Here is an 18,655-nt window from a genome sequence, read left to right as displayed (position 1 = left end):
CGCATAGGTACGGCAACCTCGTTGTGTCGGCGCGGCGCGCAGCCGCGGTTCGGCACTGGACTGGTGTTACGGATGGTGGGGCGGCAGTCAGGCATCGAGCCTCGCGATGGAACAGGCGTCAGCTCAGATGCCCGCGCCCGCAATGCCGCAGTTGGAACCGGACGATAGCAGCATCTCGAACGCACACTTATTCCGGCCCTACCCCTCACGACTTCGGTCCCGGATTTTCGGGCTTGTCGCCCTTCATCGAGTCCGGTTCGACGTAGAGGATCTTGGCCTTCATATGAGCACGCGCCTGTGCGCCGATCCACACCAGGGTGGTGGCGACGAGCGTGATGGCGAAGGCCTTGGGGTGGAACAGAGTCGTGTTCTTGAACACGGCGAGAAAGACGAAGAGCGCCAGGATCTGGGCCGTGTAGAGCAAGAGCCCCATGGCCTGGAACAGGTGCGGCAGTGATTTCGCCGTGCGCTGCAGCACGAGGAACCCGATGCCCATGAACAGCATCACGACCAGCGTCGCGACGACGGCGCCCACAGCCCCCTTGCCGCCGACCACCAGCCCACTGATGACGGCGGCGAGAGCGCCGGCGACAGCCGTGGGTACGGCGGTTTGCAGGAGGGATCGGACGTCATCTGACCGCATGGCGGTTTGCTCCGCGTGGTGGTGGGGGCACGGGACTCGTACGGGACGAGCGTAAGCCCGGTCCGAGTGAGAGCCTCGGGCCAATGGACCGTCGCACTACGGTCCTTCGGCTCTGTCGCCGGGTTTAGTGAACGGTATCACAAAGTATTTGATGAGAGCTTTACCCGGGGCGTGTGCTGACTGTCACACATGTGAGTTAACCCGCCCGTGTGTGCGCGACAAGACGGCGGGTTGTCTGCTAAAGGGGGTTCATGTCGGACATGCCCTCGCGGCGTCAGCGCGAGGACTCCGCCTTACGCCGGTCGGGGAAGCGCGAACGGGGGCCTACCGCGGTCGCCCCGTTGACGCCCGACACCCCCACGGCGATCGGCCGCACCGGCTCCGGCTCCACCGCGGAGGCGTCCTGCAGGGCCGCCTCGGCCGCCCGTTCCGCGTGCCGGTAGCGCGGCGGGACCAGCCGCTCCGCCCACCGCGGGGTCCGCGGGGTGAAGCGCGGCAGCAGGAGCAGGAGCAGGCCCACGGCGCTCAGTCCGGCGATCGCGAGCACGATCCACATCGAGGTGGAGTGCACCGAGTACGCCACGGCGCCGAAGGCGATCAGCCCCGACCAGAAGTACATGATGAGCACCGCGCGGCTGTGCGAGTGCCCGAGCTCCAGCAGCCGGTGGTGCAGGTGCCCGCGGTCCGCCGCGAACGGGGACTGGCCCTTCCAGGTGCGCCGTACGACGGCCAGCACGAGGTCCGCCATCGGGATCGCGATGATCGTCAGGGGCAGGATCAGCGGGATGAAGACCGGCAGCATCGCGTGCGTAGCGTTGCGCTCACCGCCCGCGAAGAGCGCCATGGCGTCCGGGTCCACCTGACCGCTGATGGAGATGGCGGCGGCGGCCAGCACCAGGCCGATGAGCATCGAGCCGGAGTCGCCCATGAAGATCCGGGCGGGGTGCATGTTGTGCGGCAGGAAGCCGAGGCACATGCCCATCAGGATCGCGGCGAACAGCGTCGCGGGCGCGGCGGCCTCGATCCCGTAGCCGAACCAGATCCGGTACGCGTAGAGGAAGAACGCGCAAGCCGCGATGCAGACCATGCCGGCGGCCAGGCCGTCCAGGCCGTCCACGAAGTTCACCGCGTTGATGGTGATGACCACGAGGGCCACGGTGAGCAGATTGCCCTGCCACGGGGTGAGCGCGACCGTCCCGATCCACGGGACGGGGATCCACAGGATGGTCAGACCCTGCATGCACATCACACCGGCGGAGATCATCTGTGCGCCGAGCTTGATGAGGGCGTCGAGCTCGAACTTGTCGTCGAGCACGCCGACCAGCCAGATCAGGGCGGCGCCGGAGAGCAGGGCGCGCGGCTCGTTCGACAGCTCGAAGACGCCGTTGAGGTTCTGCAGGTGATCGGCGACGAGGAGGCCCGCGCACAGTCCGCCGAACATCGCGATGCCGCCGAGCCGCGGCGTGGGCTCGCGGTGCACGTCGCGGGCGCGGATCTCCGGCATCGCGCCCACCGCGATCGCGAACTTCCGCACGGGCCCGGTGAGCAGGTAGGTCACCGCGACCGTGACGCAAAGCGTCAGCAGATATTCACGCACGGGCTGCCCCAGAAGTATCGCCGGCCATCTCAGCCCCACACACTAGCTGCGTTGTACTCACTGTCGGGGACGCGCGGGGGCGGTATCGCGGTTGCGGTAGATCCTTCTTGCCCCGCTTAAACCCCATACGGTGGAAATCCGACCACCAGCTCGTTGACGTCCCTGCGGACCTTCGCGGGCTCCCCGCCGGCCAGCGCCGCTGTGAACAGCTCCGCGATCCGGCCCATCTGCGCCTCGCCCATGCCCTGCGTGGTCACGGCCGCGGTGCCGAGGCGGATCCCGCGCTGGTCCCCGTACGGAAGGGCGCAAGTGTCCAGCACGATCCCGGCGGCGGCGAGCCGGCCGCGCGCGGTCGGTCCGTCGAGGCCGAGCGGCGCGGGATCGGCGGTGATCAGGTGCGTGTCGGTCCCGCCGGTCGTGACCGCGAAGCCGCGGGCGGCGAGCGCGTCGGCCAGGGTCCGGGCATTGGCGACGACCCGGTGCGCGTAGGAGGTGAAGGCGGGCCCCGCCGCCTCGCCGAAGGCCACCGCCTTGGCGGCGATGGTGTGCATCTGGGCACCGCCCTGGGTGAAGGGGAACACCGCCCGGTCGATCCGCTCCGCGAACTCGGCGCCGCACAGGATCATCCCGCCGCGCGGGCCGCGGAGCACCTTGTGGGTGGTGGCGCAGACGATGTCGGCGTAGGGCACGGGGCTGGGCGCGGCCCCGCCGGCGACGAGCCCGATGGGGTGGGCGGCGTCGGCGATCAGGAAGGCCCCGACCTCGTCGGCGATCTCCCGGAAGACCGAGTACTCCGGATGGCGCGGGTAGGAGATGGACCCGCAGACGATGGCCTTGGGCCGGTGCGCGTGCGCGAGCGCCTGCACCTGGAGGTAGTCGATGAGCCCGGTCTCGGCGTCCACGCCGTAGCCGACGAAGTCGAACCAGCGGCCGGAGAAATTGGCGGGCGACCCGTGGGTGAGGTGTCCGCCGGAGGTGAGCCCCATGGCCAGCACGGTCTCCCCGGGCCGCAGGAGGGCGGCGTACGCGGCCAGCACCGCGGCCGATCCGGAGTGCGGCTGCACATTGGCGTGCTCGGCCCCGAAGAGGGCGCGGGCCCGCTCCACGGCGATCCGCTCGGCGAGGTCGGCGTACTCGCACCCGCCGTGGTGGCGGGCGCCGGGGTACCCCTCGGCGTACTTGTTGGCGAGCGCGGACCCCAGTGCGGTGAGCACGGCGGGCGAGGTGAAGTTCTCGGCGGCGATGAGCTGCAACGAGCCCGCCTGCCGCTGCGCCTCCCCGTCCAGCACGTCCGCCATCTGCGGGTCCTGCCGGCGCAGCAGGTTCGTGGGCTCGGTGATGACGCTCATGGCGCGACTCCAGGGGGTACCGGGTACCAGCCACTGTAGGCCGAGGCAGCGTTTCACGCCTCGCGGCAGGCCGTCCGCCGGGAGCTGTGTCAGCGCGGGGTGGTGACGCCCGTCAGGGCCGTGACCACCGGGTCCAGGGCCTGGTTGATCTCGTCGCCGATCGAGCGGAAGAACGTGATCGGCGCCCCGTACGGGTCGTACACCTCGTCCGCGTCCGGCGACGGCGCCAGCAGCCACCCGCGCAGGGCCGCGGCGGCCCGTACCAGCGCCCGGGCCCGCTCCACCATCCCGTCGTCCAGCGGCGGCAGCGTCGCCGGGTCTATCGCCCGCACCAGCCGCGTGAACTCCTTCAGCGTGAAGGTGCGCAGGCCCGCCGAGTGCCCCATCGAGATGACCTGCGCCCGGTGGTCGCGCGTGGCGGTCAGCACCAGGTCCGCCCGTATGACGTGCTCGTCCAGCAGCTCCCGCCCGGTGAACCCCGACGCGTCCGCCCCGAAGTCGGCCAGCACGGCCGCGGCGTTGGCCTCCATCGGCGCGCCCTCGTGGCCCCAGGTGCCCGCGCTCTCCACGATCAGGTCGCCCGTGACGAACCCGCCGAGCCGGTGCGACAGCGCATGCCGCGTCAGCCGCTCGGTGATGGGCGAGCGGCACACGTTGCCGGTGCTGACGTGGAGTATGCGGAAGGTCTCGCTTCCTCCGGCTATGCCACGCCCCTCAGGGCTCACGGGGCCACCTCAAGGTCGGGTACGACCTCGCGCAGCTGCTCGGCGGTCAGCGCCCCCTCACGCAGCAGGAGGGGCACCTTGCCGGTGACATCGACGATCGACGAGGGCTGGATGCCCGGCGTCGGCCCGCCGTCCAGGTACACGGACACGGAGTCGCCCAGCATCTCGCGGGCCGCGTCGCAGTCCTCGGGCGCCGGCTGCCCGGACAGGTTCGCCGACGACACCGCCATCGGGCCGACCTCGGTCAGCAGCTCGATCGCGACGGGGTGCAGGGGCATGCGGACGGCCACGGTCCCCCGGGTCTCCCCCAGGTCCCACGCCAGCGAAGGCTGGTGCTTGGCGACGAGCGTGAGGGCGCCCGGCCAGAAGGCGTCGACGAGCTCCCAGGCCTGCTCGGAGAAGTCCGTGACCAGGCCGTGCAGGGTGTTCGGGGAGCCGATGAGCACAGGGGTGGGCATGTTGCGGCCGCGCCCCTTGGCGGCGAGCAGGTCACCGACGGCCTCGGCGCTGAAGGCGTCCGCGCCGATCCCGTACAGGGTGTCGGTGGGCAGCACGACGAGCTCGCCGCGGCGCACGGCGGATGCGGCTTCACGCAGGCCCGTCTTGCGGTCCGTCGCGTCGTTGCAGTCGTATCGCCGGGCCATCAGCGGGCCTCCTCGTACATCTGGGGGGTGGCGGGAATCATCCTCGCGCGGGTCACGCCGGTCACGGCAGGGCCTTGCGGGCGGTCGCGAAGCGCGGGCGGTTGTTGAGGTCGGGGTGGTCGGCGGCGTCGGCCCAGCCCCGCTCCTCTGCGAAGATCCACGGGACCTGGCCACCCTGGGTGTCCGCGTGCTCGATGACGACGATGCCGCCGGGCCGCAGCAGGCGGTGGGCGGTGCGCTCGATGCCGCGGATGGTGTCGAGGCCGTCCTCGCCGGAGAACAGCGCCATCTCGGGGTCGTGGTCCCGGGCCTCGGGGGCGACGTACTCCCACTCGGTGAGCGGGATGTACGGCGGGTTGGAGATGACCAGGTCGACCTGGCCGTCCAGCTCGGGCAGCGCGCTGAGGGCGTTGCCCTGGTGGACCTCGACCCGGGAGCCCTCGGCGTTCTTGCGGGTCCACCGCAGGGCGTCCTCGGACAGCTCCACGGCGTGCACGCGCGAGCGCGGGACCTCCTGCGCCATGGCGAGCGCGATCGCGCCCGACCCGGTGCACAGGTCGACGATCAGCGGCTCGACCACGTCCATCGCCCGGACGGCCTGTATGGCCCAGTCCACGACCGACTCGGTCTCGGGCCGGGGTACGAACACCCCGGGCCCGACCTGGAGCTCCAGGTAGCGGAAGAAGGCGCGGCCGGTGATGTGCTGGAGCGGCTCGCGCGCCTCGCGGCGGGCGACGGCCTCCCAGTAGCGGGCGTCGAAGTCCGCGTCCTTGACGTGGTGCAGTTCCCCCCGCTTGACGCTGTGCACGTAGGCCGCGAGCTCCTCCGCGTCGAAGCGCGGTGAGGGCACGCCGGCGGCGGCCAGCCGCTGGGTGGCCTGGGCCACCTCGGCAAGCAGCAAGTTCACGCTGGTCCTCCGGGCTGCTGTCGTACGGGGGGTGGTGCGGGGGTCCTACGGGTACTGCGGGGTGGTGCCTGCGGGGCCGGTGCGCCGGGACTCAGTGCGCGGCCGCGAGCTTGGCGGCGGAGTCCGTGTCGACACAGGCCTGGATGACCGGGTCGAGGTCGCCGTCGAGCACCTGGTCCAAGTTGTACGCCTTGAAGCCGGTCCGGTGGTCCGAGATCCGGTTTTCCGGGTAGTTGTACGTCCGGATCTTCTCGGAGCGGTCCACGGAGCGCACCTGGCTGCGGCGCACGTCGGAAGCCTCCTGCTCGGCGGCTTCCTGGGCGGCGGCCAGCAGGCGCGAGCGCAGGATGCGCATCGCCTGCTCCTTGTTCTGGAGCTGGCTCTTCTCGTTCTGGCAGGAGGCGACCACGCCGGTCGGCAGGTGCGTGATGCGCACCGCGGAGTCGGTGGTGTTGACGGACTGGCCGCCGGGGCCCGAGGAGCGGTACACGTCGATGCGCAGGTCGTTCATGTTGACCTCGACCTCCACCTCCTCGGCTTCCGGGGTGACGAGCACGCCGGCGGCGGAGGTGTGGATGCGGCCCTGGGACTCGGTGGCCGGAACGCGCTGTACGCGGTGCACGCCGCCCTCGTACTTCAGGCGGGCCCAGACGCCCTGGCCGGGCTCGGTCGCGCCGTTGCCGCCCTTGGTGCGGACGGAGACCTGGACGTCCTTGTAGCCGCCGAGCTCGGACTCGGTGGCGTCGATGATCTCGGTCTTCCAGCCCACGCGCTCGGCGTAGCGCAGGTACATGCGCAGCAGGTCGCCGGCGAACAGGGCCGACTCGTCGCCGCCCGCGCCCGCCTTGACCTCGAGGAGCACGTCCTTGTCGTCGCTGGGGTCGCGCGGAACGAGCAGCAGGCGGAGCTTCTCGGTGAGCTCCTCGCGCTGTGCGCTCAGTTCCTTGGCCTCGGCCGCGAAGTCCGGGTCGACCGCCGCGAACTCCTTCGCCGTCTCGATGTCCTCGGCGGACTGCTTCCAGGCACGGAAGGTCGCGACGATCGGGGTCAGCTCCGCGTAGCGCTTGTTGAGCTTGCGCGCGTTGGCCTGATCCGAGTGGACCGAAGGGTCGGCGAGCTTCTTCTCAAGATCGGCGTGCTCGCCGATCAGTTCCTCGACCGCCTCGAACATCGGGGGCTCCTGATGGTGAAAGTGAAGAAAAGGGCTGCGGGACGCGAAAGGCGCCGGTCCGGCTGCCCCCGTAGCAACAGGGTGCAGCCGGGATCCGGCGCCGGAGGCTCGCTACTTCTGTGCAGCCTTGCCGAAGCGGGCCTCGAAGCGGGCCACGCGGCCACCGGTGTCGAGGATCTTCTGCTTGCCCGTGTAGAACGGGTGGCACTCGGAGCAGACCTCGGCACGGATGGTGCCTTCGGTCAGGGTGCTACGGGTGGTGAACGACGCGCCACAGGTGCAGCTGACCTGGGTCTCGACGTACTCGGGGTGAACATCGCGCTTCAAGGTGTCTCCTAGATTCGGGAGGGCGCCGGGTCGCAGGAGCCGAATTGCGCGCTGCGTGAACCGGGGCCGACAGACCAGTCTGCCAGGACCGGGCTGCCTGTCAAAATTCTGAGGACGCCTCCCTCAACGGGAAGGGGCCGGCATCTATTCCGGACAGGTCGCGGGCCCCTCCCGGAGCCGTGCGGGACCGGGCCGGCGAGCCGTTTGCGGCTCCTACCGGACGACCGAAGCGGCGTCTTCCGGCTCCTACCGGACGACCGAACCGGCGTCGCCCTTGTCGCCGGTCGAGTTCACGGTGGCCTCGGCGGGGACGGGCTGGTCGGCCAGCAGGGCGTCCCAGACCATCTTCGACTCCTTGGCCAGCGGGGCGACGCGGTTGGGGTCGCGGACGTCGGTGGTGACCGGCAGCGTGATCATGTGCATGCTCTGGGCGTCTATGCCCTGGAGACTCTGGGCGAAGCCCATGAGCGACTTCACGTCACCGAGCGCCTTGTCGGTGGTGATCGCCTTGGTCGCGGTGTCGGCGAGGTCGAGGAGCCGCTTCGGGTTGTCGAACAGGCCGATGCCCTTGACCTGCTTGATCAGGGCCTTGATGAAGGCCTGCTGCAGCTGTATTCGGCCCAGGTCGTCCCCGACGCCGACGGCGTGACGGGTGCGGACCAGCCCGAGGGCCTGCTCTCCGCCCAGCCGGTTGGTGCCGGCCGGCAGATCGAGGTGGCTGTAGGCGTCCTTGATCGGCTTGGTGGTGGTCACCTCGACGCCGCCGAGGTTGTCGATGATCTTCTTGAAGCCCGTGAAGTCGACCTCGAGGTAGTGGTCCATGCGGATCCCCGACATCTTCTCCACGGTCGCGACCGCGCAGACCGCCCCGCCGACGGTGTACGACTCGTTGAACATCCGGCGCGTGCCGCCCGGGTCCGTCGTGCCGTCCGCCGTCGTGCATGCGGGCCGGGTCACCAGCGTGTCCCGGGGTACCGATACGACGGTGGCCCTGGTGTGGCCCTCGTTCAGGTGGACGATCATCGCCGTGTCGGAGCGGGCGGAGCCGCCGTCGTCCGCGCCGTACTCGCCGTTCGCCCCGCCCCGGGAGTCCGAGCCGAGGACGAGGATGTCCATCGAGCCGTTGTCCACGTTCTGCGGGCGGTCCGTGCCGAGGGCCGCGTCGATGTCGACCGTCTGCAGGTTGCCGTTGAGCTTGAAGTAGAAGTAGCCGAGCCCCGCCCCGCCCAGGAGTACGACACCCGTGGCGGTCCACGCGGCGATGACGACGGCCTTGCGGCGTGCGGCCGGTTTGCGTCGGCGCCGGCTCGCGGTGACCCTTCGGCCCCCGCCGTTGCTGTCCTGGCTCATGCTTCCTCTGTCCGCCTGTCCTCGTTCGGTGCCCCGCGCCCTCCGACAAAGACGGACGTAAGCCCTCAAGGGTTCCACGGCCGCGGCGCGAACACGACCGCCCCCGTCGCGGGTGCGGCGGGGGCGGTCGTACCGGCAGGTCCTACGAGGAGACGTCAGTCGTCGTTCTTGCCCGACGGGGTCGTCTTCGCGATCTGCATGAGGAACTCGGCGTTCGACTTCGTCTGCTTCATCTTGTCGAGGAGCAGCTCGATGGCCTGCTGCGAGTCGAGCGCGTGCAGCACCCGGCGCAGCTTCCAGACGATGGCGAGCTCCTCGCTGTTGAGGAGGATCTCCTCCTTGCGGGTGCCCGAGGGGTCCACGTCCACGGCCGGGAAGATGCGCTTGTCGGCGAGCTTCCGGTCGAGCTTGAGCTCCATGTTGCCGGTGCCCTTGAACTCCTCGAAGATCACCTCGTCCATGCGCGAGCCGGTGTCGACCAGCGCGGTGGCCAGGATGGTCAGCGAACCGCCGTCCTCGATGTTGCGCGCGGCACCGAAGAAGCGCTTCGGCGGGTACAGCGCGGTCGAGTCGACACCACCGGACAGGATGCGGCCGGAGGCGGGGGCGGCGAGGTTGTACGCGCGGCCCAGACGGGTGATGGAGTCCAGCAGGACGACCACGTCGTGGCCGAGCTCGACGAGACGCTTGGCGCGCTCGATGGCCAGCTCGGCGACGGTGGTGTGGTCCTCGGCCGGGCGGTCGAAGGTCGAGGAGATGACCTCGCCCTTGACCGACCGCTGCATGTCGGTGACCTCTTCCGGACGCTCGTCGACCAGGACGACCATCAGGTGGCACTCGGGGTTGTTGACCGTGATCGCGTTGGCGATCGCCTGCATGATCATGGTCTTGCCGGTCTTCGGCGGGGCCACGATCAGGCCTCGCTGGCCCTTGCCGATCGGCGACACGAGGTCGATGATGCGGGTGGTCAGCACGCCCGGGTCGGTCTCCAGACGGAGCCGGTCCTGGGGGTACAGGGGCGTCAGCTTCTGGAACTCCGGGCGGCCGCGGCCGGATTCGGGCGCCATGCCGTTGACGGAGTCCAGGCGCACGAGCGCGTTGAACTTCTCGCGGCGCTCGCCGTCCTTGGGCTGGCGGACCGCACCGGTGGTGTGGTCGCCCTTGCGCAGACCGGCCTTGCGGACCTGGGCGAGGGAGACGTACACGTCGTTCGGACCGGGCAGGTAGCCCGAGGTCCGGATGAACGCGTAGTTGTCGAGGATGTCCAGGATGCCCGCGACGGGGATCAGGACGTCGTCGTCGGCGACCTGCGGCTCGCTCGGCGCGAACTCGTCGCGGCCACGACGGCCACGGCGGTCGCGGTAGCGGCCGCGGCGGCCACGACGGCCGTCCTCGTCGAAGTCGTCCTGCGGGCCGTTGTCCTGGCGGTCCCGGTCCTGGCGGCCGCCCTGCTGGCCCTGGCCCTGTCCACGGCCGCCCTGCTGGCGGTCCTGACGGTCGGTCCGGTCCTGCCGGCCGCCGCCCTGACCCTGGCCGCCCTGACCCTGGCCCTGGCCCTGGCCTGCCTGGCTCTGACCCTGGGCGCCCTGGCCCTGGTCGTCGGCCTTGGCACCGCGGTCACGGCGGTCGCGCTGACGGTCACCGCGCTCGGCGCGGTCAGCGCCGCGCTCGCGCCGGTCGCGCCGGCCGCGGCCTTCGCCGTCCTGCGCCTGGCCGGCCTGTCCCTGCGCCTGGCCGGAGACGGCGGTGGCCGTTTCGGCCTTGGCCTCGGTCTGCGGCGCCGGGGCGGCCTCGGTCTTCTGCTCGACCTGCACGGCGGCGGGGGCCGAACCCTCGGGGCTGCCGGAGGGCGCGGTGGCGCGACGGCGGCGGCGTTCGCCGACCGGGGCGTCCTCGCTGGCCGGCTGGCCCGGGATGTCGATCTGCGCCTGAGTGGCGGTCTTCTCGGCGGGGGCCTCTGCGGCCTCCCCCGTACGGGCCTTGCTGGTGGCGCGGCGCTTCGGCTTGGCCTCGGCGGCTTCGGCCGGTGCGGAGGCCGCGGCCTTGGGAGCGCTGCTGCCCGCCTGCGCCTCCTTGATGACCTCGATCAGCTGGCCCTTGCGCATCCGCGCGGTGCCCCTGATGCCGAGGCCCGACGCGACCTGCTGCAGCTCGGCCAGGACCATGCCGTCAAGGCCGGTGCCGGAGCGGCGACGCTTGGTCGCGGCGCCCGCGGCGGGGGCACTGGTGTCGACATTGGTGTCGGCAGCGCCCATCAGATCGGTGGTGTCGCTCACGAAGGGTCCTTCCCTGGAGCGGACGTCGGCCTGTCTGGCTCGGCGACCGGTTGTGCTGTCCGACGACAGTCCGTGCTTGATGAGGCATGGACTGCAGCCGGGGCGGTGGTCCGCCGATAGAGATACGGCGGAGAGAAACGTGCATGTACGTGGGTGTTTCCGGCGAGAAGCCCCCGAGCTGGACGCGTAGGAATGTCACGCCGATTCCGGAGCGTTGCTCGAAACTGCTGGCAGTGGTCAAAGCAGTCGGGGAGGCTCCCGGAAGAAAGGTGGTCCCTGATAGGGACACTGAGCACCAAGCCATGGCGGCTTCGGATGCGCACTTGAGATTAACACTACCGGATCCAACAGACATTCCCCCTCTCAATCACCGGCGATCGTGCCCTTGCGTGCGGGCGGCCTGCCCCGGCCGCCCGCCCGTGGCCGGCTTTTCCTACAGCACTCTTCAGCCGCCCTGGGTACCCAGCGGAAGTACGCTCGCGCCCGCGGCGTCGAGCGCCAGGCGGTTGGCCGCCCACCCCTCGCCCGCGAGCCGCGCGACCTTGTCGGCCGCGCCGTTGTCGACCAGCGCGAGGACCGTGGGGCCCGCGCCGGAGATCACAGCCGGGATGCCGTCCGCCCGCAGCCGGGCCACGAGGGCCACGCTCTCGGGCATCGCCGGGGACCGGTACTCCTGGTGGAGACGGTCCTCGGTGGCCGGCAGGAGGAACTCGGGACGCCTGGTCAGGGCCTCTACGAGCAGGCCCGCACGGCCGGCGTTGACGGCGGCGTCCACATGCGGGACGGTGCGCGGCAGCAGGCCGCGAGCGGTCTCCGTCAGGACCGGCTTGGACGGGACGAAGACCACCGGAACGATGGAATCGGCGGGCTCCATACGGATCGCCTTGGCGCTGCCGCCGTCCATCCAGGCGAGGGTGAAGCCGCCGAGCAGACAGGCGGCGACGTTGTCGGGGTGGCCCTCGATCTCGGTGGCGAGCTCCAGCAGCGCCACGTCGTCGAGCTTGGCCTCTCCGCCTATGGTCACGGCGCGGGCGGCGACGATGCCCGCGCAGATCGCGGCGGAGGAGGAGCCGAGGCCGCGGCCGTGCGGGATGCGGTTGGCGCAGACGACCTCGAGACCGCGGGGCTGGCCGCCCAGCAGGTCGAAGGCGGTCCGCATGGAACGTACGAGGAGGTGGCTCTCGTCCCGCGGGAGGTTGTCGGCACCTTCGCCCGCGATGTCGATGTTCAGGCCGGAATCGGCCACGCGGACGACGACGTCGTCGTAGAGCCCCAGGGCCAGACCGAAGGCGTCGAAGCCCGGGCCGAGGTTGGCACTGCTGGCGGGGACGCGCACCCGTACGGCGGCGGCGCGGAACGCTGGACCGGCCATCGTCCGATGACACTCCTTGTGACTGTGCGAGACGAGATCTTCGCTGGCTCGCTGCGAATGTACTGGAGAACGTACGACACCCGAAGGCCCTGTGGGCAGCACCGCGGACATATGCGCGACGGCGGATGTAAGTACAGCGTATCGAAGGAAGGTTCTTCTCCGACATAGGGCGCACAGCAGGCGCACGATGCGTGTCGCGGGCTCCCGTCGACCACACCGGGTCCCTACGGGGTTTTTACTGCCGTACGGCCCGAGTTGCCGGATTCCTCGGCCTTCGAAAGGCTTCCGCAATCCGGCAACTCGACTACCGCGGTACTACGGGTGCCGCGCGGCCCTCGGGACCGTCGGGCGCCCGGCCGGGGCTGCCGGTCGGACGAGACCTCAGACGAGGCCGAGGCGCACCGCGGCGGCCTCGGCGTCCACCGGGATCGTGATCGGCTGCGGAGCGCCGGCAACCGCCCAGTCGGGGTCCTTCAGGCCGTTGCCGGTGACGGTGCACACGATCTTCTGGCCGGGGTCGACCAGACCGAGCTCGGCGGCCTTGAGCAGACCGGCCACGGACGCGGCCGAGGCGGGCTCGACGAAGACGCCCTCCTGGGCGGCCAACAGGCGGTAGGCGGCCAGGATCTGGCGGTCCGTCACCTCGTCGATGAAGCCACCCGACTCGTCCCGCGCCTGCAGGGCGTACTCCCACGAGGCCGGGTTGCCGATGCGGATCGCGGTGGCGATGGTGTGCGGCTCCTTGACGACCTCGCCGCGCACGATGGGCGCGGAGCCGGAAGCCTGGAAACCCCACACGCGGGGCGTACGGGAGGCCAGGCCGTCGGCCTTGTACTCCTTGAAGCCCCTCCAGTACGCGGTGATGTTGCCGGCGTTGCCGACGGGCAGCACATGGATGTCGGGGGCGTCGCCGAGCGCGTCCACGATCTCGAACGCGGCCGTCTTCTGGCCCTCGATGCGTACCGGGTTGACGGAATTGACCAGCGCCACCGGGTAGTTGTCGGACAGCGCGCGGGCCAGGTCCAGGCAGTCGTCGAAGTTGCCGTCGACCTGGAGGATCTTGGCGCCGTGCACGAGCGCCTGGCCCATCTTGCCGAGCGCGATCTTGCCGCGGGGCACGAGGACGGCGCAGACCATCCCGGCACGCACCGCGTAGGCGGCGGCGGAGGCCGAGGTGTTGCCCGTGGAGGCGCAGATGACGGCCTTGGCGCCGTCCTCCTTGGCCTTGGTGATCGCCATGGTCATGCCGCGGTCCTTGAAGGACCCGGTGGGGTTGGCCCCCTCGACCTTGAGGTGCACCTCGCAACCGGTGCGCTCGGAGAGCACCTGCGCGGGGACGAGGGGAGTTCCGCCCTCGCGGAGCGTGACCACGGGAGTCTTGTCCGTCACCGGCAGGCGGTCCCGGTACTCCTCGATGATGCCGCGCCACTGGTGGGTGCGATTGCTGCTCATGGGTCCTTACTCCCCTTCAACACGCATGATGCTGGCGACACCGCGGACGGTGTCCAGCTTCCGCAGCGCCTCGACGGTCCCGGAAAGGGCGGCGTCGGGTGCGCGGTGGGTGACGACGACGAGGGAGGCCTCATTGCCGACCCCGTCAGGACGTCCTTGCTGTCGTACGGTATCGATGGAAACACCGTGCTCTGCGAAGGTGGTCGCCACCTGGGCGAGAACGCCCGGCTTGTCCGCCACATCGAGGCTGATGTGGTAGCGGGTGACGACATCACCCATGGGGCTGACCGGCAGCTGGGTGTACGCGGACTCGCCCGGCCCCGTTGCCCCGGCGAGCTTGTTGCGGCAGACGGCGACGAGGTCGCCGAGCACCGCCGAGGCGGTCGGAGCGCCACCCGCGCCGGGCCCGTAGAACATGAGCCGCCCGGCGGCCTCCGCCTCGACGAAGACGGCGTTGTACGCCTCGCGGACGGAAGCGAGCGGGTGGGTCAGCGGGATCATCGCCGGGTGGACGCGCGCGGTGACGGACTCGCCGTCGGCGGCGCGCTCCAGGATGGCGAGGAGTTTGATGGTGCAGCCCATGCGCTTGGCGGACGCGAAGTCGGTGGCGCTGACCTCGGTCATGCCCTCGCGGTAGACGTCGTCGAGGCGCACGCGGGTGTGGAAGGCGATGCCGGCCAGGATCGCGGCCTTGGCGGCGGCGTCGTAGCCCTCGACGTCGGCCGTGGGGTCGGCCTCGGCGTACCCGAGGGCGGTGGCCTCGTCGAGCGCCTCCTGGTACCCGGCGCCGGTCGAGTCCATCTTGTCGAGGATGAAGTTCGTCGTGCCGTTGACGATGCCCATCACGCGGTTGATCTTGTCGCCCGCCAGGGACTCGCGCATCGGGCGGACCAGCGGGATGGCCCCGGCGACGGCGGCCTCGTAGTACAGGTCCAGACCGTGCTGCTCGGCGGTCGCGTGCAGCGCGGCGCCGTCCTGCGCGAGCAGCGCCTTGTTCGCCGAGACGACGGAGATGCCGTGCTCGAACGCGGTGGTGATCAGGGTGCGGGCCGGCTCGATGCCGCCGATGACCTCGATGGCGATGTCGATGTCGCCGCGTTTGAGCAGCGCCGTCGCATCGGTGGTGATCAGGGCGGGGTCGATGCCCTCGCGCACCTTGGAGGGGCGGCGCACGGCCACGCCGGCGAGCTCGACGGGCGCGCCGATCCTCGCCGTCAGGTCGTCGGCGTGCGTCGTCATGATGCGCGCCACCTCTGAGCCGACCACTCCACAGCCCAGCAGCGCCACCTTCAGCGGACGCGTACGCATCATTCGACCTACGCCTTTCGATCTTCACATCAGTACCCGGTGAGCGGTTTGCACCCCAGGTGTGAACCAGTCTCACTCAATGGACAACAGTTTCCACCCTCGGTCCATTGAGTGAGACACCTATTTCGCAGTCCGGAGGGCTTCCCCCGAAAAGAATGCGGCTCAGCCGAGGTCGAGGCGCAGGAGATCCTCCTCCGTCTCCCTGCGGACGATGACACGGGCCTCGCCGCCGCGCACGGCGACGACGGGCGGGCGGAGCGCGTGGTTGTAGTTGCTGGCCATCGAGCGGCAGTAGGCGCCGGTGGCCGGGACCGCGAGGAGGTCCCCGGGAGCGAGGTCCGCGGGCAGGAAGGCGTCCTTGACCACGATGTCGCCGCTCTCGCAGTGCTTGCCGACGACGCGGACGAGCATGGGCTCGGCGTCGGAGGTCCGCGAGACGAGGGTGACGGCGTACTCGGCGTCGTAGAGGGCCGTGCGGATGTTGTCGGACATGCCGCCGTCGACGGAGACGTACGTCCTCAGCCCGTCGAGGGGCTTGATCGTGCCGACCTCGTAGAGGGTGAAGGCGGTCGGGCCGACGATGGCCCGTCCGGGCTCGACGGAGATCCGCGGGGCGCGCAGGCCGGCCGCCTCGCACTCGCGGGCGACGATCTCGTGCAGGGCCTTGGCGATCTCGTGCGGCTCGCGGGGATCGTCCCCGGAGGTGTAGGCGATGCCGAGCCCGCCGCCGAGGTCGATCTCGGGCAGCTCCACCCCGTGCTCGTCGCGCACGGCGGCGAGCAGTCGCACGACCCGCTTGGCCGATACCTCGAAGCCCGCCATGTCGAAGATCTGCGAACCGATGTGGGAGTGCACGCCGAGCAGCTCCAGGCTGTCGTGCCCCAGCGCGCGCCGTACGGCTTCCGCGGCGGACCCGTCGGCGACGGCGATCCCGAACTTCTGGTCCTCGTGCGCGGTGGCGATGAACTCGTGGGTGTGCGCCTCGACGCCGACCGTCACCCGGATCTGCACGGGCTGGCGTACGCCGAACTCGCGGGCGATGTGCGCGACGCGGGCGATCTCCTGGAAGGAGTCGAGCACGATCCGCCCGACGCCGGCCTCGATGGCGCGGGTGATCTCGCCGGTCGACTTGTTGTTGCCGTGGAAGGCGATCTGGTGGGCCGGCATCCCGGCGGCCAGCGCGGTGGCGAGCTCGCCGCCGGAACACACGTCCAGGTTGAGCCCCTCCTCCCGCAGCCACTTCACGACGGCCTTGGAGAGGAACGCCTTCCCGGCGTAGAACACGTCGGCGCCGGGCCCGAAGGCGTGCGCCCAGGCGCGGCAGCGGGCCCGGAAGTCCTCCTCGTCGAGGAAGTAGGCGGGCGTCCCGAACTCCTCGGCGAGCTTGGTGACTTCGATCCCGCCCACGGTCACGACACCGTCCGCGTTCCGGCCCACCGTCCGCGCCCAGACCTTCTCGTCGAGCACGTTGAGATCGGCGGGCGGCGGGGAGTAGTGGCCCTCGGGCAGGACATCGGCATGGCGGGGCCCGGCGGGGTGTGCGGAACGGCTCATCTCGGCATTCTCTCTTCGCAAATCATCCGGATCGCGGGCGAATCACATCGAATCACATCGCGTCACAGGCATCACAGGTGGTCGGGTGCGTCAATGCCGAGGAGGGCCAGGCCGCCGGCCAGCACCGTCCCGGCGGCTTCGGCAAGAGCCAGCCGGGCGCGATGGGCGGCCGAGGGTTTCTCGTCCCCCTTGGGCAGGACGCGGTACTGGAAGTCGAGCAGGGCGTCGGCCAGCACGACGAGATGCCTGACGAGCCGCTCGGGCGCACGGTGGTGCGCGGCGGCCTCGAGTACGAGGGGGTAGTCGGCGAGCGCGCGGAGCAGCGCGCCGACGCCGTCGGCGTCACGTCCACGGTCGCCGTCGCCGTCGCCGTAGTCGTCGCCGTAGTCGTAGACGTCGCCATAATCGTCGCCGTCGCCGTCGAGCCGGCCCGGCTCGGCGCCGAACCCGAGCTGTTCGGCGTTACGGGTCAGGGCCCGGGCCCGGGCGTGGGCGTACCGCACTCGGAAGAACTCGTTGGACTCGTCCTGCACGAGCAGCCACGCGGGAAAGCCGGGGGTCTCGTGTCCGGGAACGCAGAGCATCGCCCAGGCGGCGGCGTCGGGCCCGTAGGCGCGGAGCACGTCGCCGTCCCGCTTGGCGACGGGGGCGACCGGGGCGGCGAGTGCGACGGGGGCGGCGGGTGCGACGGGGGCGGTTTCGGCGGGCCCGCCGTCCGCCCGGTGGCCCTGGCTGTGCACGATCCGCTGCACGGCGTCCCGTACGACGCGCTCGCGCACTTCCCCGTCGGGGGCGAACCCGTAGCGCACCCCGCGCGTGCGGATGCTGTGGACCAGCTCGCCGACGGGACGCGCGGCGAGCACGAAGTTCAGGAACCCGGCGCCGGTGACCTCCACCCGCTCGATCCCGGGAAGCGCGGCCAGCCGCGGGGCGAGCACGTCGGCCACTCGACGGGGTGCGAGCCCAGCAGCCTTCCCCACGCGGAACGCGACGGGAGAGGCGTAATCGCCCACTCCCCCGGGCCGGCTCCGCTCGACGACGACCCGCTCGGGAACGACCACCGCGGCGGGCAGCTCCCCGTCCTCGACGGCGCAGCGCACGGCGCGCACGACGACACGGGAGAGGTCAGCGGGGGTCACGTGCCCAGCCTAGGCGAGAAGCCCCCGCGTCACGCGAAGGGTTTCGCCATGTGAACAGAGGGGCCGCGACCCATAGAGAGGACAACCGGAAGAACAGCCGGGCGCACCCACGGACGGAGGAAAAATCCCCCGCACACGCACCCGCGCAGCCGTGCCCGCACAAGCGTCCTCACCGTCCCCCTCACCCGCGGCCTCTGCCGGCGGGAGCGCCCTCCCGCTCCCTGCGGTCGCGGCGCTCGATGAGCCGGTGCACGACCCGCACCAGCTCGGCGGGCTCGAAGGGCTTGGCGAGGAAGGCGTCCACTCCGGCGGCGATCCCGGCCTCGACCTCGTACTGGGTGCAGGCGCTCACGATCGCGACGGGCAGGTGCCGCGTCCGGGGATCGGCCCGCAACTGCGCGGCCGCCCCGAAGCCGTCGAGGCGGGGCATGACCACATCGAGGGTGATGACGTCGGGAAGTACGTGGTGCACGACGTCCAGACACTCGACACCATCGTTCGCGGTCACGACCTCGAAGCCCTCCAGCTCGAGATTGACCCTGATCAGCTGCCGGATGACCTTGTTGTCATCGACAACAAGCACCCGGCCCGAGGCGCCCGACACAACTCGAGAGTAGGTCGGCCCCGGCCCCCGCGTCCGGGTTTTTGCCACTTCCACCCCGTCCGGGCGACCCACCCCCCGTATCCCCCACAAACGAGTTCCTGATCACCGTCCGGAAGCTGGTAGTGTTCAACCCGTCGCAGCAACACCGACGACACGCCCCCGTAGCTCAGGGGATAGAGCAACGGCCTCCGGAGCCGTGTGCGCAGGTTCGAATCCTGCCGGGGGCACTCCAGCCGG

At 70.7% G+C, this 18,655-nt stretch carries 16 protein-coding genes and 1 tRNA gene; 1 reads left to right on the top strand and 16 read right to left on the bottom strand.

Annotated features, from left to right (window positions below; all coding sequences use genetic code 11):
• Positions 1 to 205 precede the first annotated feature (205 nt).
• The 16 genes from ACFWBY_RS12885 to ACFWBY_RS12810 form a co-directional block, all read right to left on the bottom strand.
• On the bottom strand, positions 206 to 643 hold the full coding sequence (locus ACFWBY_RS12885; RefSeq protein ID WP_385332650.1) for a hypothetical protein: 438 nt from the start codon (positions 641 to 643) through the stop codon (positions 206 to 208).
• Positions 644 to 917: 274 nt separating this feature from the next.
• Positions 918 to 2,240, bottom strand: coding sequence for an MraY family glycosyltransferase (locus ACFWBY_RS12880; protein ID WP_385332653.1), 1,323 nt, complete (start codon positions 2,238 to 2,240; stop codon positions 918 to 920).
• Positions 2,241 to 2,356: 116 nt separating this feature from the next.
• The gene (glyA, locus tag ACFWBY_RS12875; protein ID WP_385332656.1) at positions 2,357 to 3,589 is read right to left on the bottom strand and encodes a serine hydroxymethyltransferase; all 1,233 of its coding nucleotides are present in this window, start codon (positions 3,587 to 3,589) and stop codon (positions 2,357 to 2,359) included.
• 89 nt (positions 3,590 to 3,678) lie between these two features.
• The gene (locus ACFWBY_RS12870) at positions 3,679 to 4,314 is read right to left on the bottom strand and encodes a protein-tyrosine-phosphatase (protein WP_385332659.1); all 636 of its coding nucleotides are present in this window, start codon (positions 4,312 to 4,314) and stop codon (positions 3,679 to 3,681) included.
• On the bottom strand, positions 4,311 to 4,958 hold the full coding sequence (locus tag ACFWBY_RS12865; RefSeq protein WP_385332662.1) for an L-threonylcarbamoyladenylate synthase: 648 nt from the start codon (positions 4,956 to 4,958) through the stop codon (positions 4,311 to 4,313). Before ACFWBY_RS12865 ends, ACFWBY_RS12870 begins: the two co-directional genes overlap by 4 nt.
• 61 nt (positions 4,959 to 5,019) lie before the next feature.
• Complete coding sequence (prmC, locus tag ACFWBY_RS12860) at positions 5,020 to 5,865, bottom strand: peptide chain release factor N(5)-glutamine methyltransferase (RefSeq protein ID WP_385332665.1); 846 nt, start codon at positions 5,863 to 5,865, stop codon at positions 5,020 to 5,022.
• 91 nt (positions 5,866 to 5,956) lie between these two features.
• Entirely contained in the window at positions 5,957 to 7,036 is a 1,080-nt protein-coding gene (prfA, locus tag ACFWBY_RS12855; protein WP_385332668.1) for a peptide chain release factor 1, read from the bottom strand.
• 111 nt (positions 7,037 to 7,147) lie between these two features.
• Positions 7,148 to 7,363 (bottom strand): 50S ribosomal protein L31, encoded by a 216-nt coding sequence (rpmE, locus tag ACFWBY_RS12850; RefSeq protein ID WP_214954960.1) that lies wholly within the window; start codon positions 7,361 to 7,363, stop codon positions 7,148 to 7,150.
• Between the two features lie 246 nt (positions 7,364 to 7,609).
• Positions 7,610 to 8,713: an LCP family protein gene (locus ACFWBY_RS12845; RefSeq protein WP_385332672.1), complete on the bottom strand. Its 1,104-nt coding sequence runs from the start codon at positions 8,711 to 8,713 to the stop codon at positions 7,610 to 7,612.
• A 155-nt stretch (positions 8,714 to 8,868) separates the two neighbouring features.
• Entirely contained in the window at positions 8,869 to 10,989 is a 2,121-nt protein-coding gene (gene rho, locus ACFWBY_RS12840) for a transcription termination factor Rho (protein ID WP_385332675.1), read from the bottom strand.
• A gap of 445 nt (positions 10,990 to 11,434) precedes the next feature.
• A complete protein-coding gene (thrB, locus tag ACFWBY_RS12835; RefSeq protein WP_385332678.1) occupies positions 11,435 to 12,361 on the bottom strand; it encodes a homoserine kinase in 927 nt (308 codons plus the stop codon).
• A gap of 381 nt (positions 12,362 to 12,742) precedes the next feature.
• Entirely contained in the window at positions 12,743 to 13,813 is a 1,071-nt protein-coding gene (gene thrC / locus ACFWBY_RS12830) for a threonine synthase (RefSeq protein ID WP_385332681.1), read from the bottom strand.
• Positions 13,814 to 13,819: 6 nt separating this feature from the next.
• A complete protein-coding gene (locus ACFWBY_RS12825; protein ID WP_385332810.1) occupies positions 13,820 to 15,121 on the bottom strand; it encodes a homoserine dehydrogenase in 1,302 nt (433 codons plus the stop codon).
• A 162-nt stretch (positions 15,122 to 15,283) separates the two neighbouring features.
• Entirely contained in the window at positions 15,284 to 16,675 is a 1,392-nt protein-coding gene (gene lysA / locus ACFWBY_RS12820; protein WP_385332684.1) for a diaminopimelate decarboxylase, read from the bottom strand.
• Between the two features lie 71 nt (positions 16,676 to 16,746).
• Positions 16,747 to 17,814, bottom strand: coding sequence for an ArgS-related anticodon-binding protein NrtL (gene nrtL / locus ACFWBY_RS12815; RefSeq protein ID WP_385332687.1), 1,068 nt, complete (start codon positions 17,812 to 17,814; stop codon positions 16,747 to 16,749).
• Positions 17,815 to 17,995: 181 nt separating this feature from the next.
• Complete coding sequence (locus ACFWBY_RS12810) at positions 17,996 to 18,499, bottom strand: response regulator (RefSeq protein WP_385332813.1); 504 nt, start codon at positions 18,497 to 18,499, stop codon at positions 17,996 to 17,998.
• Positions 18,500 to 18,573: 74 nt separating this feature from the next.
• Between ACFWBY_RS12810 and ACFWBY_RS12805 the strand changes: the two genes are divergently transcribed.
• Positions 18,574 to 18,645 (top strand) — tRNA-Arg (locus ACFWBY_RS12805).
• Positions 18,646 to 18,655: the final 10 nt, after the last annotated feature.

Origin of the sequence: Streptomyces sp. NPDC060049 (assembly GCF_042736715.1) — a bacterium.
Classification (GTDB): domain Bacteria; phylum Actinomycetota; class Actinomycetes; order Streptomycetales; family Streptomycetaceae; genus Streptomyces.
Note: the sequence above shows the minus strand (reverse complement) of the source record. Positions and strands in the feature narration are given on the sequence as shown.

What these genes read in the sequence shown, in the direction of transcription:
- thrB (WP_385332678.1), bottom strand. Translation starts at nt 12,361, where the DNA reads ATGGCCGGTCCAGCGTTCCGCGCCGCCGCCGTACGGGTGCGCGTCCCC.
- ACFWBY_RS12825 (WP_385332810.1), bottom strand. Translation starts at nt 15,121, where the DNA reads ATGCGTACGCGTCCGCTGAAGGTGGCGCTGCTGGGCTGTGGAGTGGTC.
- prfA (WP_385332668.1), bottom strand. Translation starts at nt 7,036, where the DNA reads ATGTTCGAGGCGGTCGAGGAACTGATCGGCGAGCACGCCGATCTTGAG.
- ACFWBY_RS12885 (WP_385332650.1), bottom strand. Translation starts at nt 643, where the DNA reads ATGCGGTCAGATGACGTCCGATCCCTCCTGCAAACCGCCGTACCCACG.
- glyA (WP_385332656.1), bottom strand. Translation starts at nt 3,589, where the DNA reads ATGAGCGTCATCACCGAGCCCACGAACCTGCTGCGCCGGCAGGACCCG.
- lysA (WP_385332684.1), bottom strand. Translation starts at nt 16,675, where the DNA reads ATGAGCCGTTCCGCACACCCCGCCGGGCCCCGCCATGCCGATGTCCTG.
- ACFWBY_RS12865 (WP_385332662.1), bottom strand. Translation starts at nt 4,958, where the DNA reads ATGGCCCGGCGATACGACTGCAACGACGCGACGGACCGCAAGACGGGC.
- ACFWBY_RS12845 (WP_385332672.1), bottom strand. Translation starts at nt 8,713, where the DNA reads ATGAGCCAGGACAGCAACGGCGGGGGCCGAAGGGTCACCGCGAGCCGG.
- thrC (WP_385332681.1), bottom strand. Translation starts at nt 13,813, where the DNA reads ATGAGCAGCAATCGCACCCACCAGTGGCGCGGCATCATCGAGGAGTAC.